General features: G+C 67.7%; 29 protein-coding genes and 3 pseudogenes. 18 read left to right on the top strand and 14 right to left on the bottom strand.

All coding sequences use genetic code 11. The features are described 5' to 3' along the window. Positions 1-60 precede the first annotated feature (60 nt). Complete coding sequence (locus AB0K15_RS32595; protein ID WP_364059103.1) at positions 61-1,434, top strand: MBL fold metallo-hydrolase; 1,374 nt, start codon at positions 61-63, stop codon at positions 1,432-1,434. Continuing rightward, positions 1,431-2,741 carry an MFS transporter gene (locus AB0K15_RS32590; RefSeq protein ID WP_364059100.1) on the top strand — a complete coding sequence of 437 codons (1,311 nt, stop codon included), beginning with the start codon at positions 1,431-1,433 and terminating at the stop codon, positions 2,739-2,741. Before AB0K15_RS32595 ends, AB0K15_RS32590 begins: the two co-directional genes overlap by 4 nt. On the opposite strand, the gene AB0K15_RS32585 is transcribed toward AB0K15_RS32590, so the two are convergent. From AB0K15_RS32585 to AB0K15_RS32565, 5 genes and pseudogenes are all read right to left on the bottom strand, one after another. Beyond that, positions 2,730-2,927: a hypothetical protein gene (locus tag AB0K15_RS32585; RefSeq protein WP_364059097.1), complete on the bottom strand. Its 198-nt coding sequence runs from the start codon at positions 2,925-2,927 to the stop codon at positions 2,730-2,732. The two genes, AB0K15_RS32590 and AB0K15_RS32585, sit on opposite strands and share 12 nt — an antisense overlap. A gap of 326 nt (positions 2,928-3,253) precedes the next feature. After that, positions 3,254-3,400, bottom strand: a complete 147-nt coding sequence (locus tag AB0K15_RS32580; protein ID WP_364059094.1) for a hypothetical protein — start codon at positions 3,398-3,400, stop codon at positions 3,254-3,256. A gap of 150 nt (positions 3,401-3,550) precedes the next feature. Beyond that, the gene (locus AB0K15_RS32575) at positions 3,551-5,164 is read right to left on the bottom strand and encodes a hypothetical protein (protein WP_364059091.1); all 1,614 of its coding nucleotides are present in this window, start codon (positions 5,162-5,164) and stop codon (positions 3,551-3,553) included. 66 nt (positions 5,165-5,230) lie between these two features. Beyond that, positions 5,231-5,452 carry a hypothetical protein gene (locus tag AB0K15_RS32570; protein WP_364059088.1) on the bottom strand — a complete coding sequence of 74 codons (222 nt, stop codon included), beginning with the start codon at positions 5,450-5,452 and terminating at the stop codon, positions 5,231-5,233. A gap of 137 nt (positions 5,453-5,589) precedes the next feature. Then, positions 5,590-6,455: pseudogene (locus tag AB0K15_RS32565) on the bottom strand (IS481 family transposase); the annotation flags it as partial. A 637-nt stretch (positions 6,456-7,092) separates the two neighbouring features. On the opposite strand from AB0K15_RS32565, the gene AB0K15_RS32560 reads away from it, so the two are divergent. Next, complete coding sequence (locus tag AB0K15_RS32560; RefSeq protein WP_364059085.1) at positions 7,093-7,227, top strand: hypothetical protein; 135 nt, start codon at positions 7,093-7,095, stop codon at positions 7,225-7,227. Between the two features lie 139 nt (positions 7,228-7,366). Here the strand turns inward: AB0K15_RS32560 and AB0K15_RS32555 are convergent, their stop codons facing one another. Continuing rightward, positions 7,367-9,385 (bottom strand): ABC transporter ATP-binding protein, encoded by a 2,019-nt coding sequence (locus AB0K15_RS32555; protein WP_364059082.1) that lies wholly within the window; start codon positions 9,383-9,385, stop codon positions 7,367-7,369. A gap of 777 nt (positions 9,386-10,162) precedes the next feature. Here AB0K15_RS32555 and AB0K15_RS32550 point away from each other — a divergent pair. Together AB0K15_RS32550 and AB0K15_RS32545 are read left to right on the top strand one after the other, a co-directional pair. Further along, positions 10,163-10,288: a hypothetical protein gene (locus AB0K15_RS32550; protein WP_364059079.1), complete on the top strand. Its 126-nt coding sequence runs from the start codon at positions 10,163-10,165 to the stop codon at positions 10,286-10,288. A 27-nt stretch (positions 10,289-10,315) separates the two neighbouring features. Continuing rightward, on the top strand, positions 10,316-11,083 hold the full coding sequence (locus AB0K15_RS32545) for a helix-turn-helix transcriptional regulator (protein ID WP_364059076.1): 768 nt from the start codon (positions 10,316-10,318) through the stop codon (positions 11,081-11,083). Positions 11,084-11,425: 342 nt separating this feature from the next. Here the strand turns inward: AB0K15_RS32545 and AB0K15_RS32540 are convergent, their stop codons facing one another. Together AB0K15_RS32540 and AB0K15_RS32535 are read right to left on the bottom strand one after the other, a co-directional pair. Next, positions 11,426-11,731 carry a DIP1984 family protein gene (locus AB0K15_RS32540; protein ID WP_364059173.1) on the bottom strand — a complete coding sequence of 102 codons (306 nt, stop codon included), beginning with the start codon at positions 11,729-11,731 and terminating at the stop codon, positions 11,426-11,428. Between the two features lie 354 nt (positions 11,732-12,085). Beyond that, positions 12,086-12,667, bottom strand: coding sequence for a TetR/AcrR family transcriptional regulator (locus AB0K15_RS32535; RefSeq protein WP_364059073.1), 582 nt, complete (start codon positions 12,665-12,667; stop codon positions 12,086-12,088). A 125-nt stretch (positions 12,668-12,792) separates the two neighbouring features. Between AB0K15_RS32535 and AB0K15_RS32530 the strand changes: the two genes are divergently transcribed. Beyond that, the gene (locus AB0K15_RS32530; RefSeq protein ID WP_364059070.1) at positions 12,793-13,629 is read left to right on the top strand and encodes an alpha/beta hydrolase; all 837 of its coding nucleotides are present in this window, start codon (positions 12,793-12,795) and stop codon (positions 13,627-13,629) included. A gap of 55 nt (positions 13,630-13,684) precedes the next feature. Beyond that, positions 13,685-13,828: a hypothetical protein gene (locus AB0K15_RS32525; RefSeq protein ID WP_364059067.1), complete on the top strand. Its 144-nt coding sequence runs from the start codon at positions 13,685-13,687 to the stop codon at positions 13,826-13,828. A 369-nt stretch (positions 13,829-14,197) separates the two neighbouring features. Here the strand turns inward: AB0K15_RS32525 and AB0K15_RS32520 are convergent, their stop codons facing one another. Next, complete coding sequence (locus tag AB0K15_RS32520; protein ID WP_364059064.1) at positions 14,198-14,518, bottom strand: hypothetical protein; 321 nt, start codon at positions 14,516-14,518, stop codon at positions 14,198-14,200. Between the two features lie 135 nt (positions 14,519-14,653). After that, positions 14,654-15,457 (bottom strand): hypothetical protein, encoded by an 804-nt coding sequence (locus tag AB0K15_RS32515; protein ID WP_364059061.1) that lies wholly within the window; start codon positions 15,455-15,457, stop codon positions 14,654-14,656. A 3-nt stretch (positions 15,458-15,460) separates the two neighbouring features. On the opposite strand from AB0K15_RS32515, the pseudogene AB0K15_RS32510 reads away from it, so the two are divergent. The 9 genes and pseudogenes from AB0K15_RS32510 to AB0K15_RS32470 form a co-directional block, all read left to right on the top strand. After that, a pseudogene (locus AB0K15_RS32510) lies at positions 15,461-15,619 on the top strand (IS3 family transposase); the annotation flags it as partial. 63 nt (positions 15,620-15,682) lie between these two features. Continuing rightward, positions 15,683-15,973, top strand: a complete 291-nt coding sequence (locus AB0K15_RS32505) for a transposase (RefSeq protein WP_364059058.1) — start codon at positions 15,683-15,685, stop codon at positions 15,971-15,973. After that, positions 15,970-16,869 (top strand): IS3 family transposase, encoded by a 900-nt coding sequence (locus AB0K15_RS32500; RefSeq protein ID WP_364059055.1) that lies wholly within the window; start codon positions 15,970-15,972, stop codon positions 16,867-16,869. The genes AB0K15_RS32505 and AB0K15_RS32500 overlap by 4 nt, the downstream gene beginning before the upstream one ends. A 793-nt stretch (positions 16,870-17,662) precedes the next feature. Next, positions 17,663-18,043 (top strand): nuclear transport factor 2 family protein, encoded by a 381-nt coding sequence (locus tag AB0K15_RS32495; RefSeq protein WP_364059052.1) that lies wholly within the window; start codon positions 17,663-17,665, stop codon positions 18,041-18,043. Beyond that, a complete protein-coding gene (locus AB0K15_RS32490) occupies positions 18,027-18,533 on the top strand; it encodes a hypothetical protein (RefSeq protein ID WP_364059049.1) in 507 nt (168 codons plus the stop codon). The genes AB0K15_RS32495 and AB0K15_RS32490 overlap by 17 nt, the downstream gene beginning before the upstream one ends. Then, a complete protein-coding gene (locus AB0K15_RS32485; RefSeq protein WP_364059046.1) occupies positions 18,424-19,092 on the top strand; it encodes a TetR/AcrR family transcriptional regulator in 669 nt (222 codons plus the stop codon). Before AB0K15_RS32490 ends, AB0K15_RS32485 begins: the two co-directional genes overlap by 110 nt. Continuing rightward, positions 19,049-19,324: an SDR family NAD(P)-dependent oxidoreductase gene (locus tag AB0K15_RS32480; protein WP_364059043.1), complete on the top strand. Its 276-nt coding sequence runs from the start codon at positions 19,049-19,051 to the stop codon at positions 19,322-19,324. Before AB0K15_RS32485 ends, AB0K15_RS32480 begins: the two co-directional genes overlap by 44 nt. Then, positions 19,282-19,896 (top strand): SDR family oxidoreductase, encoded by a 615-nt coding sequence (locus AB0K15_RS32475; RefSeq protein ID WP_364059040.1) that lies wholly within the window; start codon positions 19,282-19,284, stop codon positions 19,894-19,896. Before AB0K15_RS32480 ends, AB0K15_RS32475 begins: the two co-directional genes overlap by 43 nt. Before the next feature lie 452 nt (positions 19,897-20,348). Continuing rightward, positions 20,349-20,447 (top strand): annotated as a pseudogene (locus AB0K15_RS32470) (PhoU domain-containing protein); the annotation flags it as partial. 132 nt (positions 20,448-20,579) lie between these two features. On the opposite strand, the gene AB0K15_RS32465 reads toward AB0K15_RS32470, so the two are convergent. From AB0K15_RS32465 to AB0K15_RS32450, 4 genes are all read right to left on the bottom strand, one after another. Continuing rightward, positions 20,580-21,899, bottom strand: a complete 1,320-nt coding sequence (locus AB0K15_RS32465; protein WP_364059037.1) for an MFS transporter — start codon at positions 21,897-21,899, stop codon at positions 20,580-20,582. Between the two features lie 34 nt (positions 21,900-21,933). After that, positions 21,934-23,307, bottom strand: a complete 1,374-nt coding sequence (locus AB0K15_RS32460) for an MmgE/PrpD family protein (protein WP_364059034.1) — start codon at positions 23,305-23,307, stop codon at positions 21,934-21,936. A gap of 110 nt (positions 23,308-23,417) precedes the next feature. After that, a complete protein-coding gene (locus AB0K15_RS32455) occupies positions 23,418-24,140 on the bottom strand; it encodes a FadR/GntR family transcriptional regulator (protein WP_364059031.1) in 723 nt (240 codons plus the stop codon). 48 nt (positions 24,141-24,188) lie between these two features. After that, a complete protein-coding gene (locus AB0K15_RS32450; protein ID WP_364059180.1) occupies positions 24,189-24,719 on the bottom strand; it encodes a hypothetical protein in 531 nt (176 codons plus the stop codon). Between AB0K15_RS32450 and AB0K15_RS32445 the strand changes: the two genes are divergently transcribed. Beyond that, entirely contained in the window at positions 24,601-24,963 is a 363-nt protein-coding gene (locus tag AB0K15_RS32445; RefSeq protein ID WP_364059028.1) for a hypothetical protein, read from the top strand. The two genes, AB0K15_RS32450 and AB0K15_RS32445, sit on opposite strands and share 119 nt — an antisense overlap. Then, complete coding sequence (locus tag AB0K15_RS32440) at positions 24,960-25,343, top strand: VOC family protein (protein ID WP_364059025.1); 384 nt, start codon at positions 24,960-24,962, stop codon at positions 25,341-25,343. Before AB0K15_RS32445 ends, AB0K15_RS32440 begins: the two co-directional genes overlap by 4 nt. The last annotated feature ends 398 nt before the right edge of the window (positions 25,344-25,741 follow it).

Genomic DNA, 25,741 nt, shown 5'->3' with positions numbered 1-25,741 from the left:
CACGCCAGGCGGCACGCACAGGGACGGTCGAGTGCCGCCTCCACGAGGTTGGAGAACGTTGTGAGCTTCACCGACGATCACCTGTTCCCGCTGGTCGACGAAGGACTCGGCAACAGCGCCTACCTCGTGGATCTGGGCGATGGCAGCGCGCTGGCCGTCGACGCGTCCCGGGATCTGCGCACCCTCCACGCGGCCGCGCGACGGCGTGGTCTGCGGGTCGCCTTCGCCGCGGACACGCACCTGCACGCCGACTTCCTCTCCGGCGCCGTGCAGCTCGGCCACGACACGGGAGCGACGGTGCTCGCCTCCGCGGCGGGACGTCGCCTGTTCGACCACACCCCGCTGGCCGATGGCGACGAGGTCGATCTCGGCGGCCTGACACTGAGGGCCCTCGAGACCCCCGGCCACACCGACGAGCACCTGTCGTTCCTGCTGCTCGACGGCGCGTGCGAACTCGGCGTGTTCACCGGCGGCTCGCTGATCGTCAACTCCGCGGCTCGTACGGACTTGCTCGGCCCAGCACGGACCGAGCAACTGGCCCGTGACCAATACCGGTCGCTGCAATGCCTGATCACCCTGCCCGACGCCGTCGCTGTGTGGCCCACCCACGGCGCGGGATCGTTCTGCTCGGCCCCGCCGGGCAGTGAACGCACGTCGACCATCGGGGAGCAGAAGCGCGCCAACCCGTTGCTGGCGGCACCCGACGAGGACGCGTTCGTCCATGATCTGCTCGCCGGGCTGGGAACCTATCCGGCGTACTTCACCCGCCTCGCCGAAGCGAACCGGCGCGGACCGGCCATCCTGGCCGGCACTCCGCCGATCGCTGCGCTCAGCCCCGCCGCGGTGCGGGCGCTGCTCGCGGACGGGGCAACCGTCGTCGATGTCCGCCCTGCGGCCGACTACGCCACCGCCCACATCCCCGGCGCGGTGTCCATCCCGTTGCGCGAGCAGTTCGCGACATGGCTGGGCTGGCTGCTGCCCGACACCACCCCGCTGGTGTTCGTCCTCAACCCCGACCAGGATCCCGCCGACATCGCCTGGCAGTCCGCCAAAATCGGGTACGAACGACTGGCCGGGCAGCTGGCGGGCGGCATCGCCGCCTGGACGGAGGAGCGCGGCGCGGTGCGCAACACTGCCTTTGCCACCGCCATTCGTGCCCCGGAACGATCCTATGTGGACGTTCGTCAGGCGCCGGAGTACCGCGCCGGTCACGTGCCAGGCGCGATCCACCTCGAACTCGGCGACCTGACCGCACACGCCGCCGACGTCCCGTCCGGCGCTGTTGTGGCGTGCGGGCACGGTGAACGTGCCATGACCGCCGCCAGCCTCCTCGAGCGCGCCGGGCGCACCGACCTCACGGTGCTCGACGGGGGTCCCGACGACTATGTCCGCGCCCACGACCTGCGCCTCACCGTAGGAGCCGAGCCGTCGTGACCACGGCGGTGCGGCTGGGCCTGCGCGAGAACTGGCTCCAATTCACGCTGCTGGTCATCGTCAACGTCTGCGTCGGCGGGCTGGTCGGCCTGGAGCGCACGACCGTGCCCCTGATCGGCACGGAGGTTTTCGGCCTGACCAGCGACCTTGCCGTGTTCTCGTTCATCATCGCCTTCGGCATGACCAAGGCCTTCACCAACCTTGCTGCCGGAGCTTTGACCGCCCGGTTCCGCCGCCGTCAGCTGCTGATCGCCGGCTGGCTGATCGGCATCCCCGTGCCGTTCGCCCTCGCCTGGGCGCCCTCGTGGGGCTGGATCATCGCGGCCAACGTCCTGCTCGGCCTCAACCAGGGGCTGACCTGGTCGATGACGGTCAACATGAAGATCGACCTCGTCGGGCCGGCTCGCCGCGGATTGGCCACCGGCCTCAACGAAGCCGCAGGCTATGTCGCGGTCGGGGCCGTCGCACTACTGACCGGCTATCTCGCCGCCACCCACGGCCTTCGCCCCGTCCCCGAGGTCATCGGGGTCGTCTTCGTCGCCGCGGGGCTGGGCCTGTCCCTTGTCGTGCGCGACACCGCCGCGCACGTCGCCTTGGAACTGTCCCACCACCCCCCGTCCGCCGGCGGTGCGCAATCCGCCGGTCTGGCCGCCACGTTCGCCCGTACCACCTGGCAGAACCGATCCCTGCGTGGCGCCAGCCAGGCGGGCCTGGTCAACAACCTCAACGACGGGCTCACCTGGGGCGTGTTCCCGCTGCTGTTCACCCAGCACGGACTCGGCCTCGCCGCCGTCGGTCTCATCAAAGGGCTCTACCCCCTGCTGTGGGGCCTCGGCCAGATCCCCAGCGGGTACCTTTCCGACCGCATCGGCCGCAAACCCCTCATCGTCACCGGCATGCTCGTTCAAGCCGTGGGGTTCGTGCTCGCGCTCGTCCTGCTCGCCGATCCGCTGCTCGCCGGGATCATCTCCGCCATCGCGCTTGGCCTGGGCACGGCCATGGTCTACCCGACGCTCATCGCGTCGATCTCCGACCACGCCCACCCCTCCTGGCGCGCCAATGCCCTCGGCACCTACCGCTTCTGGCGCGACACCGGCTACGCCGTCGGCGCCCTGCTCGCCGGCATCCTCGCCGACACCCTCGGCCTCAGCACCACCGTCATTGCGGCGGCCATCCTCACCGCCGCATCCGGCCTGCTCGCCGCCCGCTGGATCACCACGCCGCACCCCGCAACCGAAAGCAGCCATCCAGCGGCGCCGACCGGAACCGGCGAGCAACCGAAGCCCCCGAACGCCTCACCGGCCTGAGCTGATCGTGTCGCCGAGGTGGGCCTGGTCGGCGAGCAGGTCTGCGAATGCGCCGGCGATCACGTCGAACGCGGCGGCGATGGCGAAGTGGCCGCGGCAGTCGAGCTGGCCGGCGCATTCGACGGCCTGGTCGCCGATGCCGGCCGCGCTGCCCTCGACCGAACGCGGGAACCTCGGCGTGCTCAAGCCCGACCCAACAGGGCATCAGCTCGCCTTCGGCCCATCGGGGGTGAGCAGGTCTCTGTCGTCCATCGCGCGAGAATGCCATGCACCACCGACAGAAGCGCAGCACGGCGCCGAGCGATCGGGCCGAGCCGGTCGAGCTTGGTTGGTCCGAGCCGATGGCCCGCCCGGTTGGCCGACAGCAGGTCGGAGGCCCCGATAACGTGACATTGGTGCGGACACGGCATGCGCTACAGATCTCTCCTGCGGAAACGCCGACCAGTCATATGTGTCTCGCGAACGATCGTTATCGAGACAGTGCAACTGCCGATGGCCGCGCCCAGACGTCGTCACGTGAGGAACGGACGGACGGGGTCCGCTGCGCCGGCTGGGGCGCCGCCCGAACCGGTCTCGCTATCGGAGGGCGGGAACATGTCGAGGAACCCGGCCATTTCGGAGTCGATGCCTTCGGCGAACCGCTTGAGGGATGTGATCACGCGGGGCACGCCGTCCTGCGCGAGCGCGGCCGTCCTTTGGGTCGTCGACCTCGCGCCGCCGACACTGGCCCCCCACCACGCGCTTGGACCTGGAGTCACGCGTCTTGTTCCGGGTGAGCTGAATCGTCTGCTGGTTCGGCCCCGCGCCGATCAGAGAACCAGCTCTGACATCGCGGAATACGGCAGCGATGGGTTAGCCGCCGCTGCTTCCATCACCTGCCAGTCTTCGTCGTCGAGCAGTCCGACGATCACCGCGGGTGGCAGGGCACTATGGCGGGCGGCCAACGGCCTGGCCTGGCGATCGGTGAGGCACGCCAGCAACGCCGCCGCCGTCGCGTTGCGGTGCCGGGCGACCTCTCGGAACACCTTCTGCACGGGCGGCTGGTGCTGCGTGAGATCCTCCAGCAGCTTCGCCGTCGCGTCCGGATTGGTGGCCACCTTCGCAATCACCCGGCCGCCGTGTCGGGCGACCATCGCGCGCAGCTGCATGTCGGACAGGCCCGGATGCGGCGCGATGGATTTCACCACCTTCGCATCGGGATCTTCAGCCAGCATGTCGCGGATCTCAGGTGGCAGGTCACGTCGTTGGGCGAGGAGCATCCGCACAGCCGGGTTCGTTGCCCCGGCCATCTCCTCCACTTCGTGCGGAGTGGCTGATGCGATGCGCGGCAGCAGCGCCGAGCCGATCCGGGTAGCGGCGGCAACGTCGGATAGAACGTCGAGCGGCACGTTTGGATGGTGGGCAAGCCGACGCTGGACGTCGTGCCCGTGATCGGTAGCCAGGGTGCGGATCAGGCTCTCGCCGATCGAGGGGTTTTCCGCAAGCGTTGCCCGTACCCACGGCACGGGATCCTCGGCGAGCCGCAAGTACGCGTGGATGGGCAGATCACTACGGGCCGCCAGCTCCACGCGCATCAAGGTCGAGGGATGGCCGGCGAAACCCGCGACAGCGTCGACCGGGGTAGCTGGGTTCCGAAGGGCCATCTGTTGGATCTCGAACACAGTGGACTCGTGGGAGCCATCGCAGGAAGCCCCCGGCGGCAGCGAGCAGTCAGACCGTTCACAGTTCGGATCGTGAACGAAGGGGACCGGCTCCTGATCGCAAACCGCGCAGGAGCGTGCGGGCGGCAGCCCGGCGCCGGTCAGCAAAGACGCCAGCACCGGTGGCGGCGTCGCTTCGTTGGCCGCCACCGAGCGACGAACGTCGGCATGCGGATGCGTCGCGAGCTGGCTGGCGATGTCTGCCGGCGCCCAGAGCGCGAGCTCCGCGACCACCCGGACATCGGGATCCGACGCAAGCGTCTGCGTTACCTCGTGTGGCAGGGCGGGGCAGGCGGCCAGTCTCTCCCGGGTTTCCACCAGCGGATCGGCGGCAAGACGATACGCCCACTCCGGCCTGCCAGAACCCTCTTCGAGCAGGGCGAGCGCCACACGCGGCTGGGCCAGCGGATCGACGTCGTCGACTGTACGCCGCCCCTCGCGGGCGAGCCGTACGGCAGCATCCTCGAAGCGCATCAGCCAGGCCGTATGGGCGTTGCTGAGGTCCGGTCGCCCGGCCACGGCTTCGGCCAGCTCCGCATCCGCGGACGAGATGAGTCGATCGATCAGTTCGGGCGGTAGCGCCGCGTTCTCGGCCAGTCCCAGGAGAGCATGCTGCACGGGAAAATCCTGTCCGAACATGGACCGAACGGCCATCCGATTACGAAGCACGCCACTGGTCGTCCGCGACGCGAGCGTCGGCACGCTCGGCGAGATGGAATCCAACGATCGTTATTGAGACTGGGCTCGACGCCGGATTGATCAAGGCGAGCAGCCGTCACCGCCCGCTTCTTAGTTCCATGGATCCCGGTTCGGGTCCTCGCCGAGCAGGCGCGCAGCCTTCTCGCAGAGCTGCTGACCGGCGGCTTGGTTGGTGCTGTGGGGCAAGCCGAGGTGCTCGGTCACCAGGGCGGCGATACTCCGCCAGGTCTTCTCACCTTCGCCGCGCCAGGTCCGGATCAGCTGGGCAAGGTTGCGGTCTACTTCGAGCGTCCACACGTCGGTCATGGTCACCCACTCTTCCTCGGCCATACGCGCCGTGCGACAGCAGGCATCGGCCAGCCTCGCCACTGTCTTTGCTGGCTTTCTCAGAGTGGGGTTCCCGGACAATCTCGCTGTGGGCAGCCGCTGCACTACTGGTAGTTGTATCAGTCGAGCCAGTCGGGGAACGCTTGTTGACGGGCGGTTTCTGAGGGGTGGGGCTGGTGGTAGGCCCATTCGTCGAGCAGGGTGCGGTGGAACCGCTCAACTTTTCCGTTGGTCTGCGGGCGCCAGGGTCGGGTGTAGCGGCGTTGGATGTTCAGCTGGGCGTAGGTGGTTTGCCAGGTGGTTTTGCGGTGGGCCCAGGCGTTGTCGGTCAGGACGCGTTCGACGGTGATGTCCAGGCTGGCGAACCCGGCACTGGCTCGGCGGAGGAACTGGCCGCAGGTGGCCGCGGTTTCGTCGTCGAGAATTTCGGTGTAGGCCAAGCGGGAGTGGTCGTCGAGCGCGGTGTGCGGGAACGCGTAGCCCATGCCACTGCGGTGGTGGCGGCTTTGGGCCCGTCCGAGGGTTTTGTGGCCGCCGCCGTCGGGGATGCGTCCGAATTTCTTCACGTCGACGTGGACGAGTTCGCCGGGACGTGCGCGTTCGTAGCGGCGGATTGGTTCGCCGGTGGCGCGGTCACAGAAAGCCAGGGGTGGCAGGTCGTGGCGGCGCAGTATCGCGTGGGCCGTCGAGGGGGCGATCCCGCAGCGTGCGGCCAGCCGGACCGGGCCGATCTTGTGCTCGCGGCGCATGGTGAGGACGTGGGCTTCGATGGCGTCGGACGTCCGGGTTGGGCTGCGGTGTGGCCGGCTGGAGCGATCGATCATCCCCGCAACGCCGACATTTCGATACCGTCCGGCCCAGCGAGCAACAGTCGTGTGTGAGACCTGAAACCGCCAGCTGCGCGCCGTAGTGACCAGCCTTGATCGATGACACACTGCGCCAACCGGAGCCTGCCGGTCGGGGTCAACGGGGCGTTACGGTGGACCATGAGGGCCTCCGGGAGTCGGTGCAGGTTGCGGTGATCAACACCGAAACCCGGGGTCCTCACCCCTATCAAGATCATCAAGACCGTGTCGCCACGTCACCGACGTGCCCGAACAGCACACCTAGGGCCATCGCCGGATCATCGCCATCTGACGACTGAAGCCCTGCCCCTCCGAGGAGGAACAGGGCTTCTGGCCTGCGGTTTCAGTTGGTGCGCGATACTGGGATTGAACCAGTGACCTCTTCCGTGTCAGGGAAGTGTGACACGCGGTTCGACCAGGCAAACCGCGTACTACCGCAGGTCGCAGGCTCGTGTTGCTCCCCGCAGGGGTCGCTTCGACACTGCCGCGCCGGGCTACCGCCGCCGAGGAATCGCCATCGGCCGTGGACATGGCTCAGATGCGCAAGCGGTCTCGAGTTGCTCGGCTCCTACGCCGTCGGTGATCGGGGCAGGGCGATGAGGGCGACGAATGACGCGATGTCAGCTCTCCCCGGGGCCGATGCCAGGGGGCTCACATCGACATGAGCCGTCTCGACGTCGCTGCGCGGCCATGGTCTCCACCCCTGCTGGCCCCGGTGATTCGGTTCTGAGCGAGATGTAACGGCGTGGGCGTTGGCGGCCTCTTTCGGGGAGGGTTGAATTGCCGGCGTCGGAAGACGCGAGGCTCGGCATGGTGTGGCAGTTCGGGGTATACGGCGCCGCCGGTGGACTCCTGGTCGAGCTGCTCGCGCTCTTCGGCGCTGTCACCGCGTGGCAGGCGGCTCTGCGGACCTAGAGCGGCCGCGTGTCCGGCGCGCCTGAGGACGTTCGTCGATGTTCAGTCGCACAGCTGCACCGGTTTCGGTGAGCACTGGTACTCACCGCCGGCGCGGAAGCAACCCGTGCCTGGAGATCGATTCATTCTTCCCCAGTCACTACGAAATAGCGGAACGGTGGCCGTCCTCTGCGTCGAAAAGCTGGCCCTGTATCCGCCAGCGGACGGGTTCCATCCCCGGACGCCGCCCGCCTTCGCCTCGCGCGGCTGTCACGGAACCGTGGACAATGGAAGGGTCGGTCGTCTGGGGACCACCAGCCTCCGGCTTTGCCTGCGAGCCCACCAGTGCCCATGGCGACGTAGGTGGGTTTTTCGCTTCAGCCCGGTGCTGCGCGTACAGCTTGGCGTACGGTCCGCCAAGGTCCAGCAGGTCTTGATGCCGACCGGATTCGATCAGCCGGCCGTGGTCCAACATCAGGATGTGATCTGACGCCGGCGCCAGGGACAGATCATGGCTGATCAGGATCGTCGTCTTGCCGCTGGCCAGCCGGCGCAGTGGTTCGATCACGCGCTGGACGGCACGCGCGTCCAGCCCGGCGGTGGGCTCGTCCAGGACCAGGATCGGGGTGTCGCGGACGATGGCCCTGGCGATCGCCAGCCGTTGCCGCTGCCCACCGGAGAGCCGCTGGCCGGAGCCGTCCAGCACGGTCTGATACCCCTCCGGCAGGGCGGAGATGAACTCGTGGGCGTCCGCCGCGACCGCCGCGGCCACGATCTGGGAATCCGTGGCCAAGGGCCGCCCGTAGGCGATGTTGTCACGCACGGTGCCATGGAAGACCTGGGTCTGCTGCAGCACCAGGGTCACCTGTTCGCGCAGCGATTCGGTGGTGATATCGCGCAGGTCGAAGCCGTCGAGCCGAATACTGCCTGAAGACGGGTCGGCGAAGCGCAGCAGCAATTTTGTGATGGTCGACTTGCCGGCGCCGCTGGCCCCGGTGATCACCACCAACTGGCCACGGCGGACCGTGAACGACAGCTCAGTCAGCGCGGGCCGGTCGGCCTCAGGATAGCGGTAGCTGACCCGGTCCACGCTGATCTCGCCACGGGAGTGGGCCAGCACGTGGGCACCCGCGTGGTCGACGACCGTCGGTCTTGTGCTCAGCAATTCCGAGATGCGGTCGGAGCTCGCCGTGGCCGCGTTCACCATGATCGTCAGAGAGCCGAGCTGGCGCAGGGGAGGATAGAGATAGCCGACGTATGCGGTGAACGCCAGCACGCCCCCCGGGGTCAGGTGATGCTGGCTGATCTCCCAGATTCCTGCGCCGACCACCAGCAGCAACGCCGTGACCTCCGTGATGTCCACCAACGGTGCGTACGCTCCGGACACCCGTGCTTCGCGCACCTTGGTTCGCATCCAGGACGCGCCGTGTGCGTGCAGCCGCTGTTGTTCGGTCTGCTGTTGGTTGTAGGCCTGCACCAGGGGCAGGTTCGTCAGGCTTTCCTGGACCGCAGCGGTGATCATGCCGTTGTAGTCGCGCTCGTCGCGGGAGACTGTCTTGATTCTTTTCGAAAACGACCGTGCCGCCAGTCCGAACAGCGGGGCGAGAATAAATGACGCGAGTGCCAGGTGCCAAGATACGATCAGTGCCGCGCCGGCGTAGAAAATCGCGGTCACGATCGCGCTGACGGTTTCGATCGTCCCGGACGCGGTCAACTGTTCGACCATCTCGATGTCACTGGTCACCCGGGCCACCAGGTCACCGGTGTCATGCCGGGCGAAGAAGTCGGGGGAAAGCTGTTGCAGGTGCGCGTATACGGCGTCGCGCAGGCGAAGCAGGAACCGCTCTGACACCCAGGAGGTCAGGAGGCCGCCTCCGAACGAGGCGAAGCCCCCGACTGCGGCCATGCCCACCCAGATCGCGGCGGGCCGCCAGAACCCGCAGAGGTCGCCCGTGGTCAAGGCATCGTCGATGATCACACCGAAGGTCCAGATCGCCACGGTCTCCGCGACCGCGCTGATCACCAGCAATAGAATGGCCAGCAGCAGCAGACGGCGTTCGGCGCGGACATAGGGCCAGAACCTCCTGAATGCCTGACGTACCGACGCCGGCTTCGTGGGGCTTTCCGCGTCGTTTGTGTAGGTGCCGCTGTCGCTCGCCGCGGGAATAATGGCGGTCACGCACACCTCGTTTCGAGTTGTTCCATCGACTGCGGGTTGGCCGGCCGGGTTGGGGAAAGAGTGAGGGCCGGCGCCTTCGACGCGCCGGCCCCTCTCCTCTTTCGGGATCAGGACTTGCTTGTCCTGACCATCAGAACAGGATCAGCGACCGTAGCGACGGTTGCGGTTGTACCGCCGGGAGTGGTCGTGGTCGTTGCGCCGCGAGTCGTAACGGTCGCGGTGAACCGGCTTGAAACAACCCATCTTGATCTCCTCCTCAATACAGTTTGAATCTGTTCCGTCGGCGCGCCCCGACGTCAACGACGGTACCCCGGAAATCGACTGGCAGACTTGACGAGAGAAGTGTCGTCGAACACGTCGCATAGGCCGTGAGAACTGCGTGAGGAAAGGCGATTCTCCGATCATGGACCATATCTTCGCAGAGCGCGCAAACGTGACGGCAACCGATGAAAAGCCGCACACTGCGCGACCCATAGATCAACTCCTGCGCCCACGTCGGGTTGGAACCAAGCTGCCGACCTTGACATCTTCATGGGGCCGGCTTGGCTCGAGCGTCCTTGACGCATGGGAAATAGGAAGCGCAGCAACCAACGTTTCTCGAATCGCTGTCTGGCTTGAGTCTTGACGTCTGAACTGGGTGATCAGGAACTTGATGGTCACGGATGAAGCCCTTGGTTGATCATGCTTCCTGCGACCGAACTCAGTCGCCCGCCGGCACGTCCAGGTCGGCCGCGACACCGGCGCGCTCGCCGAGCTCCCGTCGCCTTGCATTCGCACGTGTGCGGGAGCGTGTTCGCTGGGGAGCTGACCGCGGCCGAGCCGTTGCTCGAGGAAAGCGACGCGATCGTGGAAGCGACAGGAATCGAGCTCGCCTCCTACGGCGGCTTGTTGCTCAGGGCCTGACAGGGGCGAGAGGGCGAGTTCCACACCGTGAACGAGCCGGCCGTCAAGAGTGCGACCGCGCGGGGCGAGGGCTCGGCGGTGGGCGTGGCGACGTGGGCGAACGCGGTGCCGTGCAATGGGCTCGGCCGCTACGAGGACGCGCTCACGGCAGGCCGGCAGCTCGTCGACTTCGACGATCCGGACCAGCGGTTCGTTTCCCAATGGGGTGCGGCCGAGCCGATCGAGGCGGCCGTCCGGGCCGGGACCCGCGACGCCGCTGCCGACACGCTGTCCTGGTTCGCACCGCTGCTGCGGGCCACCCGCACCGAGTTCGCGCTGGGCGTCCAGGCCCGCTCGCGCGCGCTGCTGGCCGACGGGCCGGCCGCCGAGGACGCCTACCGCGACGCCATCGAACACCTCTGCCACACCCGTCGCCGGCCCGAACTGGCGTGGGCACACCTGGTCTACGGCGAGTGGCTTCACCGCGAACGCCGCCGCGGCGACGCGCGCGGACAGCTCCGCACCGCGCTCGACCAGTTCACCACCATGGGCATGGCCGGCTTCGCCGAACGCGCCGCCCGCGCACTCCACGCCACCGGCGCGACCGTCCGAACCCGCCCGCCGAACCCCTCAGCACGCTCACCTCCCCAGGAAGCCCAGATCGCCCGCCTCGTCCAGGACAGCCAGACCAACCCCGAAATCGCCGCACGGCTGTTCCTCAGCCCCCGCACCGTCGAAAGCCACCTCGCCCGCATCTACGACAAGCTCAGGTCACCGCCTCGGCCGCTGGAACCGCCGTCTCCTCCGGCCCCGTGACTGTGGCGGGAGTGAAGGTTTTCAAAGCCCTGGACCACGCCTGCCTCACCGGAGTCGGTCGCTGCCAAGATCACGATCGCGTGGTCCGTCGAGAGCCGGCGCCCTACCCCTGGCGCTGCCGTGACACGGAAAGCCCCTTACCCGCCCTCACCGTTCCGAGGACCCAGCACGTGGTGGTGAGGTGTGCCGCGTGCGCGGTCACCTGTGCGCGGTGCTGGGCTGCGCTGTCGAATGGGGAATCGAACCCCTGCGTTGCCCGCCACGCGCCAGGGGCTGGATTGGCCGCCGGTCTTCGGCTTGTGTTCTCTTTCCCCGGGCGGTTACCCGCTTCCGTGCCGCCGGTCAGTGGAGGAGATCGGCCTCCCAGTTGGTGCGCTGGATGTCGATGTCGAGGTGGCGCAGCTCGAGGGCGACGCGGTCGGCCTGCTCGCGCAGCTCGGAGACGGGGAGGGCGGCCAGCTGCCTCAGCTCGGACCGCAGCTGGCGCCCGACACCCTGCCCGCGCCCAGCCGCGGCATCGGCCGCCCCGGTGAGCAAGGCGTGGCGCAGGCGCAGCACATCGCGGCGGGCGAGGGCGTCGGTGACGGTGCCGTCGCCGAACGGGCTCTGCGCGTTGGGCCGGTTGATGCGCCGGATCAACGCCTCCAGTTCGGTGAGGACGGTCCCGGCCTCGTTGAGCAGCTCGGCCGCGTCCTCGGACGGCGGCTCGTGCGCAGTTGCTCGATCCGCTTCGCCGCGCCAGCACGCAGCGCCAGTGCCTCCGCGAGCTTCATCTCCTCGCTCATGCCGCGTGAGTAACGGCGATCAACTTCGGTCTCGTGTACCGCTCATCCAGCTGCCTCGAAAAGCGAAGTGGCTACCTCACTCCCCGCACTCCGTTCGAGCTGCCCGCTGCCGCAGCCTCCTGCGCTGCGGCGTGCCTGCGGTGAGGTGGTCCCGGTTTGTCGTCGTGTCCGATCTCGCCGGGTTGCGCGGAGCGGTTGGGTTGGGTCTTGACGCGAGTCAGTGCCGGTCGTTCATGGTCTGCAGGAGGGAGTGGAGGGTGGAATCGAGGACGGTGTTGGCGTCGTCGCCGGGGGGTAGTGCGCGGGCGATGGTGATGGCGCCGATGATGGTGGCGATCATGGTCCAGGCTTGGTTGTCTTGTTCCTCGGGTGTGCCGTGCAGGGCGGGGGCCAGGGTGTCCACCAGTTTCCGCATGTGGTGGCGGTAGGTCTCGCGAACCGAGTCGCTCGCGCGGGCCACGTCGGCGCTCAGTGCCGGCATCACGCAGCCGCTGGCGGGGTCGGTGCGGTGCTCGTTGCTCAGGTAGAGGCGCAGCACATCGCTGAGCCGCCGGCGTCGTTCGTCGGGGTCGGGGTGGGGGACGGTGGCGAACCGGTTGCCGAGTTCGGCGGCGACGACCTGGTCGAGCAGTCCTTCTTTGCCGTCGAAGTTCGAGTACAGCGCGCCGGAGGTGACGTGGGCCGCGGCGGCCAGTGCGTCGACCCCGACGCCGTGGAAGCCTTTCTCTTTCAGCGTGCCGGCCGCCTGCTGCAAGATCGCTGCCCTGGCCTTGGCTTTGTGGTCCGGGGAGTACCTCATCTCGTATTCCTTTCTGTGCTGTGGGTCTCATCCGCCCCAATGGGGTAGCGGTCGTTATATAACGATGGTTATTCTATCACTACCGGCGCCGCGAGGGCATCGGGACGAGAGAGGAACCCCAGGTCATGTCCGCAACCACTGCCCCCACCACGACCGTGAACGTCGACGGGACGCCGTTCGCCTACCGCGAGCTCGGCACCGGCGCCGGTGTCCCGCTGGTGCTGCTGCACCACGTCACCGCGGTCCTCGACGACTGGGACCCGGCGTTGATCGACAGTCTCGCGGCCGAGCGGCGCGTGATCCTGGTCGACCTGCGCGGCGTGGGTCGTTCCGGCGGTGTCACCCCCGACACTTTCGAGGCCATGGCCACGGACACGGTCGCTTTCCTCGATGCGCTGGGACTGGACACCGTCGACCTGCTCGGCTACTCCCTGGGCGGGATCGTCGCCCAGGTCGTGGCCCGCCAAGCCCCCGACCGTGTCCGCCGGATCGTCCTGGCCGCCACCACTCCCGCCGGTGGTGAGGGCCCCGCCGTCACCGGCACGTTGCTGCAGGAGGCGTTCCAGAAAGCCAGCGAGCAGGGCAAGCACCCCAAGCACTTCCTGTTCTTCGAACCCTCGTCCGCCGGGCAGGACGCCGCGAACGCGTTCCTGGCCCGCCTCGACCAGCGCACCCCCGAGGACCGGGACACCCCGATCTCGGACGAGGCCGTGGGCGCCCAGCTGACCGCGCTCGCCGCGTGGGGACAGAGCACCACCGACGCCGGCCTGGCCGAGATCACCCAGCCCGTGCTGGTCGTCAACGGCGACCACGACGCCATGTGGCCCACTCCCGGCACCCTCGACCTGGCCCGGCAACTGCCCAACGCCAAGCTCGCGATCTACCCCGACTCGGGCCACGGCGGCATCTTCCAGTACCACGACATCTTCGCCCGCCAGGTGCTCGACTTCCTCAACAACTGACCTGCGCGGGCACACCCCGGTGCGCAGACACCACAACAGCGGTGCCTGCACCGGGGTGCCCGCCACGACGGCACCCCACCGGCCGAGCGCATCCACTGATCATTCCGGCAGCGTGCGCACGGGGTCGCCGCTCTACCTGCGGCTGTTCGTCGCCGCGCGCCGGTTCTGCGCCGGCGAACGCACGCACCTGTTCTGGTGAGGGCTGGGGACCGTCGCGACCATCCACTAATGGCAAGGAAACCATGTAGCAGAAACCGCGTTCCTCAGATCATGGCCCGAAACTCGGGGGATCGATGCGCGTGACCCGGCTTGACAGTCCCCCACCAGCTATGCAAAACAGCCCGCTAGGAGCGCTCTGCCGAGTCACCTGCGCTGGTGTCTGATCGGCCGCGTCGTGGGTGTCGCGTTCGCTTCCGACACCACCGCTGCGATCTCGTCCACCTGTGCCTGGACCCGCTGCTGCTCGGCGTCGGCCACACCGACGGGCGCGAGCTGCCGTATCAGCGCGCTGATCTCATCTTCCTGCGCGGGCGAGAATCCGAGCGTATGCGCCCTGCCGGGGTTCCTGCTAGAACGTCAGCACTTCAATGGTGCTTAGCTCGATCCCGTAGTGGCTGTAGACCTTGGTCGTGTTCTCGCTTGTCAGTTGGTCCTCGGTGTAGCCGAGGAGACCGGCGATCCGGATGACGTCCGTTGCCGGGCCAGCCTCGATCTCCAGATACGGCGGGATCCGCGGCCACTCGTCGATCTCGAGCTGTACGCCATCGAGTTCGAAGCTGGTGCGGCGGTTCTCCTGATGCGACTTGGGAGTTAAGCCCAGCAAGCCGAGTAGTAGCCGGATCCGCTGCGACTGGTCTCCTGGCGTGATGTCGTAGACGTGGCGGGGCATGAGCCGCGTGTCGCTGACCTGTGTGCCGCCCTTGTCCAGGATGAGTGCCGCGGTTGTCTGCGGGTCGATGTCGAGAATCTTGGCTTCGTGCTCGATCGGCGCTGGCGTGTCTCCTTCGGTGTGGTGGTGTGGAGCCTAGCGACCTGCTGCTTCGAGCTCGGCGACCTCGCGGGCGCGAAGCGCGAGGATCTCTTCGGGCAGGTCGGATCGCAGGAACTCATCGAGTGGTCGGCACAGGTCCATGCGTTGGATGCAGAAGCCGAACTGGTAGAGGCCGGAGCGGTCGCGGTAGAGCCGTACGCCGTAGAAGCCCTCTTGGCAGTCGGTGTCGTTGTTGAAGAGGCAGCCTGCGCACGTCGTCGGTAGCCGGACCCGGCGGATCTGTTTGAAGAACACCCGCCGGCCGCCTGGTAGTCGGTACGCCGTGCGTGCGCCGGAGACGCCGGCTGTCAGGTAGCGCGCTTCCGGCACAGCGCCGCGCTGGTCAAGTGCTGTCTCGATCGCGCGGATGGATGTTTCCCCGCAGTCGAGCGAGTTGAGGAGTCGGACGGACAGCCGTGGGGAGTACTCGTCGAGGAGGCGGTGCACGCGGTCGATGTGGCTTTGGTCGGGAACGACGATGTTGGCGTTGACGCCGATGTCCGCTGCGAGTGCGGCGTTGATCGCGTCGGTCAGTGCCTTGAGCTTCCGTGCTGCGCGTTCGATGTTGCGGTAGCGGTCGTGCTGGACTGCGGCGAGCTCCTCGGACGTGGTGCCGAAGATCGAGAAGTTGATGCGCCAAGGCCCGCCTCGGCACAGTGCGGAAGGACTTCGCTGCCGCGCTCGCCGTTGGAGGTCATCCGCACGGAGAACCCGGCGGAACGCGCAGGGCCACCAGATGTGGCAAGCCGGTATGCAGAGTTGGTTCGCCGCCGGTGAGTGGAGTTCATCCAGGCCCAAGGCATGTATCACCGCGAAATGTTCCCGACCCGGGTCCGTGCGCAGGTCGCTGTCGCTGACTACATCGAAGTTTTCTACAACCGGAAACTACGCCACAGCGGCCTCGGCTACCGCACCCCGGTCGAGGCCTACCGTGATCACCTCACCGCGAGCGCGACCTGAGGGAACCCATCGAGTGAGCTTCCCCCAGGATCGTGGAGGCATGGACTATGAGGATCATGTGTCATGCCCGAGAAGAGGCGGAAGTTCGACCGGGAGTTCCGTGAAGGAGCTGTCCGGATTGTCCGCGAGACGAACAAACCGATCGCCCAAGTAGCTGCTGACCTGGGGATTCATGCCGGAACTCTGGCCAACTGGGTCAAGCAGGGCAAGATCAACCGTGGCGAGAGTGAAGGCCTGAGCGGCGACGATCGGGCTGAACTGGCCCGGCTTCGGGCGGAGAACGCCGAGCTGCGGATGGAGCGCGATGTCCTCAAGCGATCCGTGGTCGGGTGGGTGAAGGAGGCGACGCGGTGAGCCTGGCCGCGTTCATCGCCGACCAGAGGACCACCCACGACGTGCCGCACGCTGTCGCTTGCCGGGCTCTGACCGTGTCGGAATCGTGGTTCTCCACGTGGAACTCTCGTCGACACCAGCAGACGCCGACGCTGGCCGAACAGCGGCGGACGGAGGTCGACGCGGCCGTCGCGGAGGCGTTCGAGGCCTCCCATGGCTTGCATGGCTCACCGCGTATTCACGCTGATGTACGTGCTGCGGGGTGGGTGGTGAGTGAGAAGACGGTGGCGAACTCGATGGCCCGCCAAGGCTTGGTCGCCCGAACGAAGAAGCGGCGGAAGAATCTGACTCGGCCGGACAAGCGGGCGGTGCCGTTCCCGGATCTGGTGAAACGGGATTTCACCGCGCCGGCACCGAACACGAAGTGGGTCGGCGATATGACCGAAATCCCGACCGACGAGGGCAAGCTCTACCTGTCGACGGCGATCGATCTGTTCTCCCGCCGGCTGCTCGGCTACGCCACCAGCGTCCATCCGGACGCTGAACTCGCAGGTGAGACCATCAAAATGGCCGTCGCCGCCCGCGGCGGAAGAGAACGCGTGGCCGGTGTGATCTTCCACTCCGACCGCGGTTCTACTTACACCGCACCCGATTTCACTGTGCTCTGTAACAAGCTCGGTATTCGACAGTCGATGGGCAGGACCGGGTCATGTTTCGACAACGCCGCGGCTGAGTCGTTCTTCTCAACCTTGGAACACGAAGTGCTATCTCGCCATCAGTTCAAAACCCGAAAAGAAGCACAACAGGCTATTGTTGAATGGTTCGTTGAATTCTACAATCGACGACCTCGCCACAGTTCCTGTGACATGCAATCCCCGATCGACTACGAGACCACCGCGGCCAACCGAGCCGCATAGAGGAGCCCTCCACGGTTCGGGGGGAAGCTCAGAGGGCCGTCCAAGAACCTTGACACACCTCAGCTAGTTGTACTGATCAGAGAGTTGGTCGTGTGGTGGCGACACAGCCTGATTGATCTTGATGGGCGAAGACCTCCGGTGTGGTGTGGAGCTGTCTGACGGCATCCACCCCGCTGACCGAAGGTCTTCGTTGTCCACGCTAACGCAGCCTTGATCCCACTCGCCCGCCTGAAACTGGCCCAGATCATCGTCGACGAGGACCAGGAACGGCCGGTCGCGCGTGCGGCAGAACGGTTCCAGGTGTCCTCTGCGGCGAACGGAGCGTCCATGGCCCGTGCCCGAAAGCGACACCCGCGGATTGCGGGAAAGGAAAATCCGCGATGACGGTCAAAGGCACCACGTACAAACGCTGCACCTGCACTCAACCCTGCACCAAGAAACAGCTCGGCACCCAATGCTCGAAGCGCAAGCGCGCCAACGGAATGTGGAGTTCCAGTCACGGAAGCTGGTCGTTCCAGACCGAACTCCACAAAGGCCACAATGGAGCCGCCGCACCCGCAGGCGCCACGGATTCGCCTCACAGACCGATGCCGCTCAGTCCTTGGCGTGTGGTGTACACGGCCGGCTGTCGTCCGAGGGCGCCACGGATTGCCGGAGTTGCAGGCTTTGCTCGAGCTGGCTGCACCTGACATGTTCCCGACGGTGGTTGCGCCCTCCGTAGTCTCACCGCACCTCAACATGATGTACGCCACCAATAGATAACCGGACCCATGGGTCCATATAGCGTCATGGCATGAGCTGCTTAAATTTCAGTGACGCTCTCAGGGATCTCTGCTTCAGCCAGCGGCTGTCCGTCGACGAAGCCATGGATACCTACTTCGCGCCCGGCTACACCCATCGCAACAGTGGTCAGGCGAAGACGCGGGCCGAGTTCGCGGCCATGGCGGCCCGGGCGCGAGAGCAGATCGCGAGCGGTGAGATCCAGGTGCTCGACGAGTTCCGCGATGGCGATCGGTACAGCGAGCGGCACATCCTTGACATCACGAACGAGGACGGCGGGGGCGAGCGGGCGGAGATCAACCTCATTGGCCGATACGCGACCGACGGACGATTCCTGAAAATCAACGAAGCAGGCTTCTCTCGGGAGGAGGCGCAGGATGACGCGGCTCGCTGACCCGGTCGGGCTGCCGGTGGATGTCGAAGCGTTCCTCGCCGACTATCCGCCCGACCCGATGGTCAAGATGATGGCGCACTCGACCGCCACGGTTCGGCTCTTCATTCAGCAGGCGCAGGCCCAGTTCACGTCCCTTGAACTGTCGCCGCGGCGGCGGGAGTTGGTGATCCTCGCCGTCGCGGCGGGGACGGCAAGCGAGTTCGTCGCGGAGCAGCACGAGTCGATTTCTGAAGCGACCGGGGTGACCGCGGCTGAGCGTGAAATGATCGCACGCGGGGAGTTCCATCGGGCGGCGCCGGAGGATCGCGTGCTGCTGGAGTTCACCGCGAGTGTCCTCGCGCAGCCGAGGGTGTCCGACGAGCTCTTCGCCGCGGTGCGCGATGTGCTCAGTGACCGCGAGATCGTCGAGGTCTTGCAGGTGTGCGGGTATTACTGGGCATTCGGCCGCATCGCCACGGTGCTCGACGTGCCCACGAGCCGCGCCGCGTGAGCGCGCTGCGGGCCGATGCCCGCCGCAACTACGAGCGGGTGCTCGACGCGGCCGCTGCGGTGTTCGCCGAACACGGCCTTGGTGGCACGGTGCCGCAGGTCGCAGATCGGCCGGCGTCGGGAAAGCCACGATTTACCGTAGCTTCCCGACCAAGGATGACCTGGTCGAGACCATTGCGCGGCAGTACTTCGAAGATCTCGAGGACCGCACCGTCTCCGCGCTCGCCGAGCCGAAGCCCGATCGTGCGTTTCATGATTACGTCGTTGACCTGTTCGGATTGCTTTCGGACAACCGGTTGATGGCCGAGGTTCTCGCGGACGGTGTGGGCGCTTCGTCCACGCGCATTCTCGACCTGTTGGCTGATCTGCTCGCGGCCGCTTGCTCGGTCGGTTACCTCCGGTCGGATGCCACGGTTACGGATCTTCGCGTCCTTCTGTGTGGTGCGGTCCTGCAGTTGATGCGCCTGAACGTCGGTGGAGAGGCGACCTGGCGCCGTTACGGTGAGTTGGTGATCAATGCGTTGCGCCCGGCCGAACACGGAGCCGGTACTGACGCGTGAAGCGGATAACTGGCGAGCCAACACGAGAAATTTGGCTCGGTATAGGGGTGTCGTAATGGGCAGGTTGGAGAACGCGATCGCTTTCGTCACCGGAGCGGCCGGCGGAATCGGCAGCGAAATTTGCCATAGGTTTCTCGAAGAAGGTGCACGGGTGGTTGCCGTCGATCGTGATCTCGAGGCGACGGAGGAGTGCTCGGCGACGCGGTGGGCGAAGGGCGGGCCTGTGCCCTGAAGTGCGACGTCAGTTCGGAAGAGCAGGTGCGTGCGGCTGTCGAGGCAGCCACCGTGCGGTTCGGCGGGCTGACGGTGCTCTGCAGCGTCGCGGGCGGCTCGTCGCCGCGGGACGGCAAGGTCACCGAGGCCTCGATCGAGGAGTTCCGGCGCGTCATCGGTGTCGACCTGTTCGGCACGTTCCTGGTGTGCCGCTTCGGAATTCCGGAGCTGGTCAAGGCCGGCGGCGGTGCGGTCGTCAACTTCAGCTCGGTGGCCGCGCTCATGGCGCTGCTGGATCGCGACTGCTACACGGCGGCGAAGGGCGGGGTGTCCGCGCTCACCCGCTCGATGGCGTACAACTTCGGCCCAGCCGGGATTCGGGTGAACGCCATCGCACCGGGGGCCACGATGGCCCCTCGGATCCAGGCGCTGCAGACTGGCGAACATGTGCAGCAGGCACAATCCCGGCAGGTTCTAGGCAACGTGTACCCGGTCGACATCGCCGAACTCGCGGTCTTCCTAGCCTCGGCCGAGGCGAGCCACCTCACCGGGCAGATCATCCCGGTCGACAGCGGCTTGACCATCAGCTGAGGCCGCCGCGTTGGTCAGACACGCAAGGGGTTCGGCCGCAGCGCTACCGGCCATGGGTGAATTCGGCCGTCGCGGGCTCTGTCACGCGGTTGCGAACCTACCGAGCGTCGAACGGTGAGTGCGGCGGGGCTCGCTTGGAGCTGGCCCTGCCGTGCGCGGCAGGATGCACGGGTGGGCGCAGTGATCGTCAGTACCCCGTACGCTGCGGGACGCCCGATGTGCCACTACGTCTCGTTGCCGCACATCCCGGCTCCGACGACACCAACCGCAACAGGCGACGGACCGTGTCGATCTTGCCATCGATCGCCGTCCACGCGCTTCGTCCTGACCTGGCTCAGCAGCGTGGCGAGCTCACCGCGCGGGCCGTCGGTGTGGCCGAGGTCGAGATCGATGCGCGGGCCGAGCGGTCCCCGGGCGCGGGCGAGGAGTTCTTGGAGCAGGTTGGCGGTGGTCAAGCGCCAAAGGCGTACAACCTGCGGGCCATCCTGGCCGCGATCCACTGCGCCGAGCGGATCGAGCGCATCGGCGACTTGGCGGCGCACATCGCCGAGACCGTCCGCTTCGCGGCCCCAGCTGTTCCCGGCGACCATTCCGCCGGTGCTGGGGAACGGGCGCGCGCTCAGCCACATGCAGCGAGTCGGCTTCTGCTGCGCGCCGTGCGCAGCAGAAGCCGACTCGCGGACTTACACCACCGCCGGGCGCGCGCGGCGGCCCAAGGCGACGCCGGCCAGAGTCAGCAGGCCGCACAGGACCAGGGTCAGCGAGAGCGGGGCCGAAGATCCGCCGAACTTGCCGACGAGCGCGAGCGCGCCGATGGGCACGATCCCGCCGGCCACCGCCGTGCCGAACGCGATGCACAGACCGCAGCCGGTGTAGCGGGAGGCGACCGGGAACAGGTCCGCCATCAGCGACGGAACGGCACCGTTGAACGCCGCGTAGCAGACGCTGCCCACCAGCATCGCGATCAGCATCGCGCCGAACCCGCCGCTGTCGACCAGCCAGAACGCCGGGAACGCCCAGACGACCAGCAGCACACCGGACCACACGAGGAGCCGCTCCCGGCCCCACTTGTCGGCCCGCGTCGCGCTCACCACGGTGAGCCCGGCCAACACGATCGAGGTGATCAGCAGGCCGAGCTGCACGTCCAGCGAGCTCAGCGTCGGCACGTAGGCCTTTGTGTAGGCGACGAGGCCGGTCATCAGCACGTAGAGGAACGAGCAAGGCGCGAACCACATCAGTGAGCCGGCGATCAGCTCACGCCAGTTGTCGCGGAACAGCGTGCGCACGCGGGGCCGGCTGCCGGTCTTCGCCTCGTGCTTGGCCAGCTCCGCGACGAACTCGGGAGTTTCCTCCAGCCGCTTGCGCAGCACCAGTCCCAGGGCCACGAGCACCGCGCTGGCCAGGAACGGCACCCGCCAGCCCCAGGAACGGAACACGTCCGCGCTGACCGCGGTGCTCACCACCAGGATGACCGCACTGGCCAGGCCGATGCCGAGCACGGTGCCCAGCTGCACGAACGAGCCGTACAGCGACCGCCGGCGCTTCGGCGCGTGCTCCACGGCGACCAGGACCGCGCCACCCCACTCACCACCGACGGCGAGGCCCTGCAGCATCCGCAGCGCCACCAGCAGTACCGGAGCCCACAGCCCGGCCGTGGCGAACGTGGGCAACAGTCCGATCGCGACGGTCGCGGCGCCCATCAAGACCATCGACCCGAGCAGCGCGGTGCGGCGGCCCCGGGTGTCGCCGATCCAGCCGAACAGCAGCGCGCCGAGCGGGCGCATGCCGAACGCGACGGCGTGGGTGCCGAGTGCGGCCAGCGTGCCGATCCAGGGCGAGGCAGCCGGGAAGAACAGCGGGCCGAACACGAGCGCGGCCATGAACGTGTAGACGATGAAGTCGAAGATTTCGACCAGCGTGCCGAGCATCGAGGACACGGCGATGCGGGCGGCGGACAGTGGTCTTCCGGTCACCGTGGGGAGGGCGGGAGCAGTTTCGGACATGGGGGTATCACCTTGGGATCAGGGAAGGGGGGAATCAGGACGCTAAGGCTTCGGCAAACGCGCGGGCGTCGCCGTGCTCGCCGAGGGAGAGCACCAGGGGGAGGACGGCTTCGGCGCGAGGGCCCGCGTTGCCGGTGAACTTCGCTCGGATGTCCTCATCGGACAGGGGCCGCTCGGCGTGACCGCGGTGCACGGCTTCGCGGCGGAACAGCTTGCGCCCGTCGTGCAGCTCGATCTCGACGGCCGCCGAATAGGCGTGCGGATGTCGGCTTTCCGGGTCGTCGCCGATCTCCACGAGCTGCGCCAGGCCCAGGATTTCCTGGTCTGCCAGCGCTTCTTCGGTGAACTCGGCGAGGGTCAGCCGGCCGCGGGAGACGCAGGCGGCAGCCACGAACGGCAGGCTGAACTTCGCGTCGTAGTCGTCTTGCGGGGCACGCTTGCGGTCGATCGGGTCACACACCGCCGCGCCCGGGGTCGGGTGGATGAAGCAGCGGATGCCGGCGACGTCGGCCGCGCCGAATCCGGCCTCGGCGCGCAGGGCCAGCACGGCGTCGGCGAATCCGTGGGTGAAATGGCAGCTGGGGAAGGGTTTCACGGCGGTGTCGAGAAGTTCCCAGCGGGTGCCCAGGTCCTGAACCAGTTCGGTGGCGTCCCACTCGCGGTTCTGCAGGTGGGTGGCGTAGAGGCCGTACCGGCCCTCGTAAACGAGGGGCGGGCCGGGCCAGTTTTCGGCGGCGAAGGCAGCCGCGGTAAGCGCGGAGTTCGCCGCCCAGCCGGGGTGCAGACGCTTGGTCCAGGCGCCCTCTTCGAGGAATTCGAGGATGCCCGAGGCCATCGAGCCCACGATCTCCTGGGCTGCCGAGATGCCCGCGGCGTCCAAACCGGACAGTTTCGCGGCCGCGACGGCCGAGCCGAACGCGCCCGCGACGCCGGTGGGGTGGAAGCCGACTGCGTGAAATCCGCCGCGGGCCACCTTCCCGACCCGCGCGCTGATCTCGACCGCCAGGATGTAGGCCAGCAGCAGGTCTTCGGCTGATCGGCCGTGCTGAACAGCCGCGGCGAGCGCGGTGGGCAGCGCCGTGGCCGAGACGTGGGTGATCGCACCGCTGTGCGTGTCGTCGAAGTCGAGGCCGTGGATCAGTACCGCGTTGAGGATCGCGGCTTCGCGCGGCGCCAGGCGATCCGGCAGCCCGAGCACCGGCTGGTCGCCGGAGCCCAGCCGGGCGAGGGCCCGCCTCGCCCGACCGGCGAACTCGTGCTCGCCGGCGGCGAGGGCGACCCCGACCGCGTCGAGGATGAGGTGGCGCGCCCGGTCGACCACATCGGGAGGCAGGTCGCCGAGGCGGACGTGAGTGGCGAACGCGCCGACGGTCCGGGCGAGCGGCTCGGGGGTGGCAGCGGGGGACACAGCTCCTCCAAGGGACTTCGTCGTTGATGACCCACGGGGGACGCCAGGTAGCCCCGCCGCACCAGTGTGCAAGTGCGGAGGGCAGTGCGCAAGGAAAAGTTCAGACGTTTTCAGGCCATGCGCTCGTACAGCGGTCGCAGGGCGGTGAGGTGCTCATGCGTGAGCCGTTCGGCGGTCTCGCCGTCGCCCGCGCTCACGGCGTCGTAGATCCGCTCGTGGTCGGCGTCGATTTCGGCCCACCGATGCGGGGCCACCCGCTCGCGGTGCAGGCGGGAGCGCAGGACGGCGTTGACCGGCTGGCACATGAGCTGTAGCAGCGGGTTGCCGGTGATCGACACGAGCGTGGTGTGGAAGTCCCAGTGCAGCGTGAACCCCGTGTCGGGGTCGAGCTGTGCCGTCTCCTCCATGGTGCGCCGCAGGCTCGCCAGGCCGGTCTCGCCGGCGCGTTCGGCGGCGAGCCGGGCGGCGGGCGGCTCGATCATCAGCCGGGCCTCGATGAGGTTGTCCACGCTCAGGTTGTTGGCGTTGACCAGCAGTCCGAGTGTGCCGCCCAGGTTCTCCGCGACGGTGCCGGCGTCGGGTGCGGCCACGAAGCTGCCGCCGGCGACCCCGCGGGTGGTGTCGATCAGCTGCTGGCTGGCGAGCACGCGCAGGGCCTCGCGCACGGTGCTGCGGCTGACACCGAAGAGTGTGCACAGCTCGGCCTCGCTGGGCAACCGGGTACCGGTGGCCAGCGCGCCGCCGATGATCTGCTCCCGCAGCTGGTTCGCGATCTGCACATAGGCGGCCTGCACGCGCTGCACGCGCAGCCTCGGGGCCGTTTCGTCCTTCATCGGACCAGCGTAGGTTGTGCTCCGTTGGGGAGAGGGAAAGGCTCGTCGTTAATATGTCAGACATATCGACGATACATCAATCTGCATTGATGTATCGTCAGCCGCGTGTCGGCAATTGGTCCGTCTGAGCCGCCGCCGTTCGTGCGGCTGGCCGGCGACCCGCTGCGCCGGCGGCTGATGCGCGAGCTCGCGCACACCGAGCTGGTCGATGCCGTCGGGCAGCCGCAGAACCTGGCGTCCTACCACCCGCGCAAGCTGCGCGCGGCGGAGCTGGTCACCGCGCGGCGGAGCAGTTTCGATGGGCGCGACACGTATTACCACCTCGACCTGCGCCGGTGTGCGGACGCGCTTGCCGAGGCCGGCACGGCGTTGCATCCCGGGCTCGGTGTCACGCGCGCAGCCCGCGGGCCGGCCAAGCTGCGGGTGCTGTTCCTGTACCGGCAACAGCGGCCGGTCACCGATGGCCGCGGCGCTGTTGCGCCACCGCACCGGGGCCGAGGTGGCCAGCGCGGGCAGCCAGCCGAAGCCACTACGCCCGGGGGCGGTGCGCGCGATGGCCGAGTACGGCATCACGCTCACTCACGAGCCTATGCATCTGGATTCGTTGCGGCAGCGGCGTTTCCATTGGGTGATCAGCTTGTGCGACCGGGTTCGTGAGGTCTGCCCGGAGTTTCCCGGCCGACCTCGGATGATCCACTGGAGCATCCCCGACCCGGCACGTGAGGCGGACAGCTACCCGGCCTTCCGCCGTGTCGCCGCAGAGCTGGATACGCGGATCGGGTTCCTGATGGCAACCACTCCTGAAGAGGTGAGCCAGACATGACCACAGAACTGGTGAGCGTGCGGTATCTCGTCGACGACGTCGAAGCCGCCGTCGACTTCTACACCACCAAGCTCGGCTTCACGGTGCGCTCGAGCGCGGTGCCGGCCTTCGCCGACGTCGTGCGCGGGAACCTGCGCTTGCTGCTGAGCGGCCCGGCCAGCTCCGCCGGACGCCCGATGCCGGACGGGAGCAAGCCCGGCCCCGACGGGTGGAACCGTATCCACTTCGTCGTCGACGACATCGACGCCGAGGTGACGCGGCTGCGCGAGGCCCGGGTGCGGTTCCGCAGCGACGTCATCACGGGCCCCGGCGGCCGCCAGATCGTGGTCGACGACCCGGCCGGCAACTCGGTCGAAGTGTTCCAACCCGCCGGGCGGTGACCCCGGACCCCGAGCAGGAGCCGATGTTCGACCACACTGCGAACGCACCTGAACCATCCACCACCGACGGGGCGCCCGGTGAAGGGTTTCGCGCTGGGTGTAGTGCACTCCGGCGAGCGCCGGTACCGGAGCCCGGCGCAACGCCGAGCCCGACGGCCGCAAGTAGCCGTCGTAGCGGCGCATCCTTCGCCGCACCGCACCGCACCGCACCGCACCGCACCGGAGCCGGCGCGGCGGCTCCGTGCTGAGTTCAGTACGGGCCACCGGACCGCGGTGGAGCGCAACGGCTTCGGGAAGTGCGCGGCGCCGGCGTCCTGGCAGCATGGCGCCCGGGAGCCGGGTGAGCACAACGCGATCCCGCTGCCACCCAACCAGCGAGCGAACCTCGGGTCAAGAAA

This window comes from Amycolatopsis sp. NPDC049253 (genome assembly GCF_040678995.1).
Lineage (GTDB): Bacteria > Actinomycetota > Actinomycetes > Mycobacteriales > Pseudonocardiaceae > Amycolatopsis.
This window is presented reverse-complemented; position numbering and strand designations above follow the sequence as displayed.

What these genes read in the sequence shown, in the direction of transcription:
- AB0K15_RS32535 (WP_364059073.1), bottom strand. Translation starts at nt 12,667, where the DNA reads ATGAGGTACTCCCCGGACCACAAAGCCAAGGCCAGGGCAGCGATCTTG.
- AB0K15_RS32530 (WP_364059070.1), top strand. Translation starts at nt 12,793, where the DNA reads ATGTCCGCAACCACTGCCCCCACCACGACCGTGAACGTCGACGGGACG.
- AB0K15_RS32520 (WP_364059064.1), bottom strand. Translation starts at nt 14,518, where the DNA reads ATGCCCCGCCACGTCTACGACATCACGCCAGGAGACCAGTCGCAGCGG.
- AB0K15_RS32505 (WP_364059058.1), top strand. Translation starts at nt 15,683, where the DNA reads ATGCCCGAGAAGAGGCGGAAGTTCGACCGGGAGTTCCGTGAAGGAGCT.
- AB0K15_RS32495 (WP_364059052.1), top strand. Translation starts at nt 17,663, where the DNA reads ATGAGCTGCTTAAATTTCAGTGACGCTCTCAGGGATCTCTGCTTCAGC.
- AB0K15_RS32490 (WP_364059049.1), top strand. Translation starts at nt 18,027, where the DNA reads ATGACGCGGCTCGCTGACCCGGTCGGGCTGCCGGTGGATGTCGAAGCG.
- AB0K15_RS32485 (WP_364059046.1), top strand. Translation starts at nt 18,424, where the DNA reads ATGTGCTCAGTGACCGCGAGATCGTCGAGGTCTTGCAGGTGTGCGGGT.
- AB0K15_RS32480 (WP_364059043.1), top strand. Translation starts at nt 19,049, where the DNA reads ATGCGTTGCGCCCGGCCGAACACGGAGCCGGTACTGACGCGTGAAGCG.
- AB0K15_RS32465 (WP_364059037.1), bottom strand. Translation starts at nt 21,899, where the DNA reads ATGTCCGAAACTGCTCCCGCCCTCCCCACGGTGACCGGAAGACCACTG.
- AB0K15_RS32455 (WP_364059031.1), bottom strand. Translation starts at nt 24,140, where the DNA reads ATGAAGGACGAAACGGCCCCGAGGCTGCGCGTGCAGCGCGTGCAGGCC.
- AB0K15_RS32445 (WP_364059028.1), top strand. Translation starts at nt 24,601, where the DNA reads ATGGCCGCGGCGCTGTTGCGCCACCGCACCGGGGCCGAGGTGGCCAGC.
- AB0K15_RS32440 (WP_364059025.1), top strand. Translation starts at nt 24,960, where the DNA reads ATGACCACAGAACTGGTGAGCGTGCGGTATCTCGTCGACGACGTCGAA.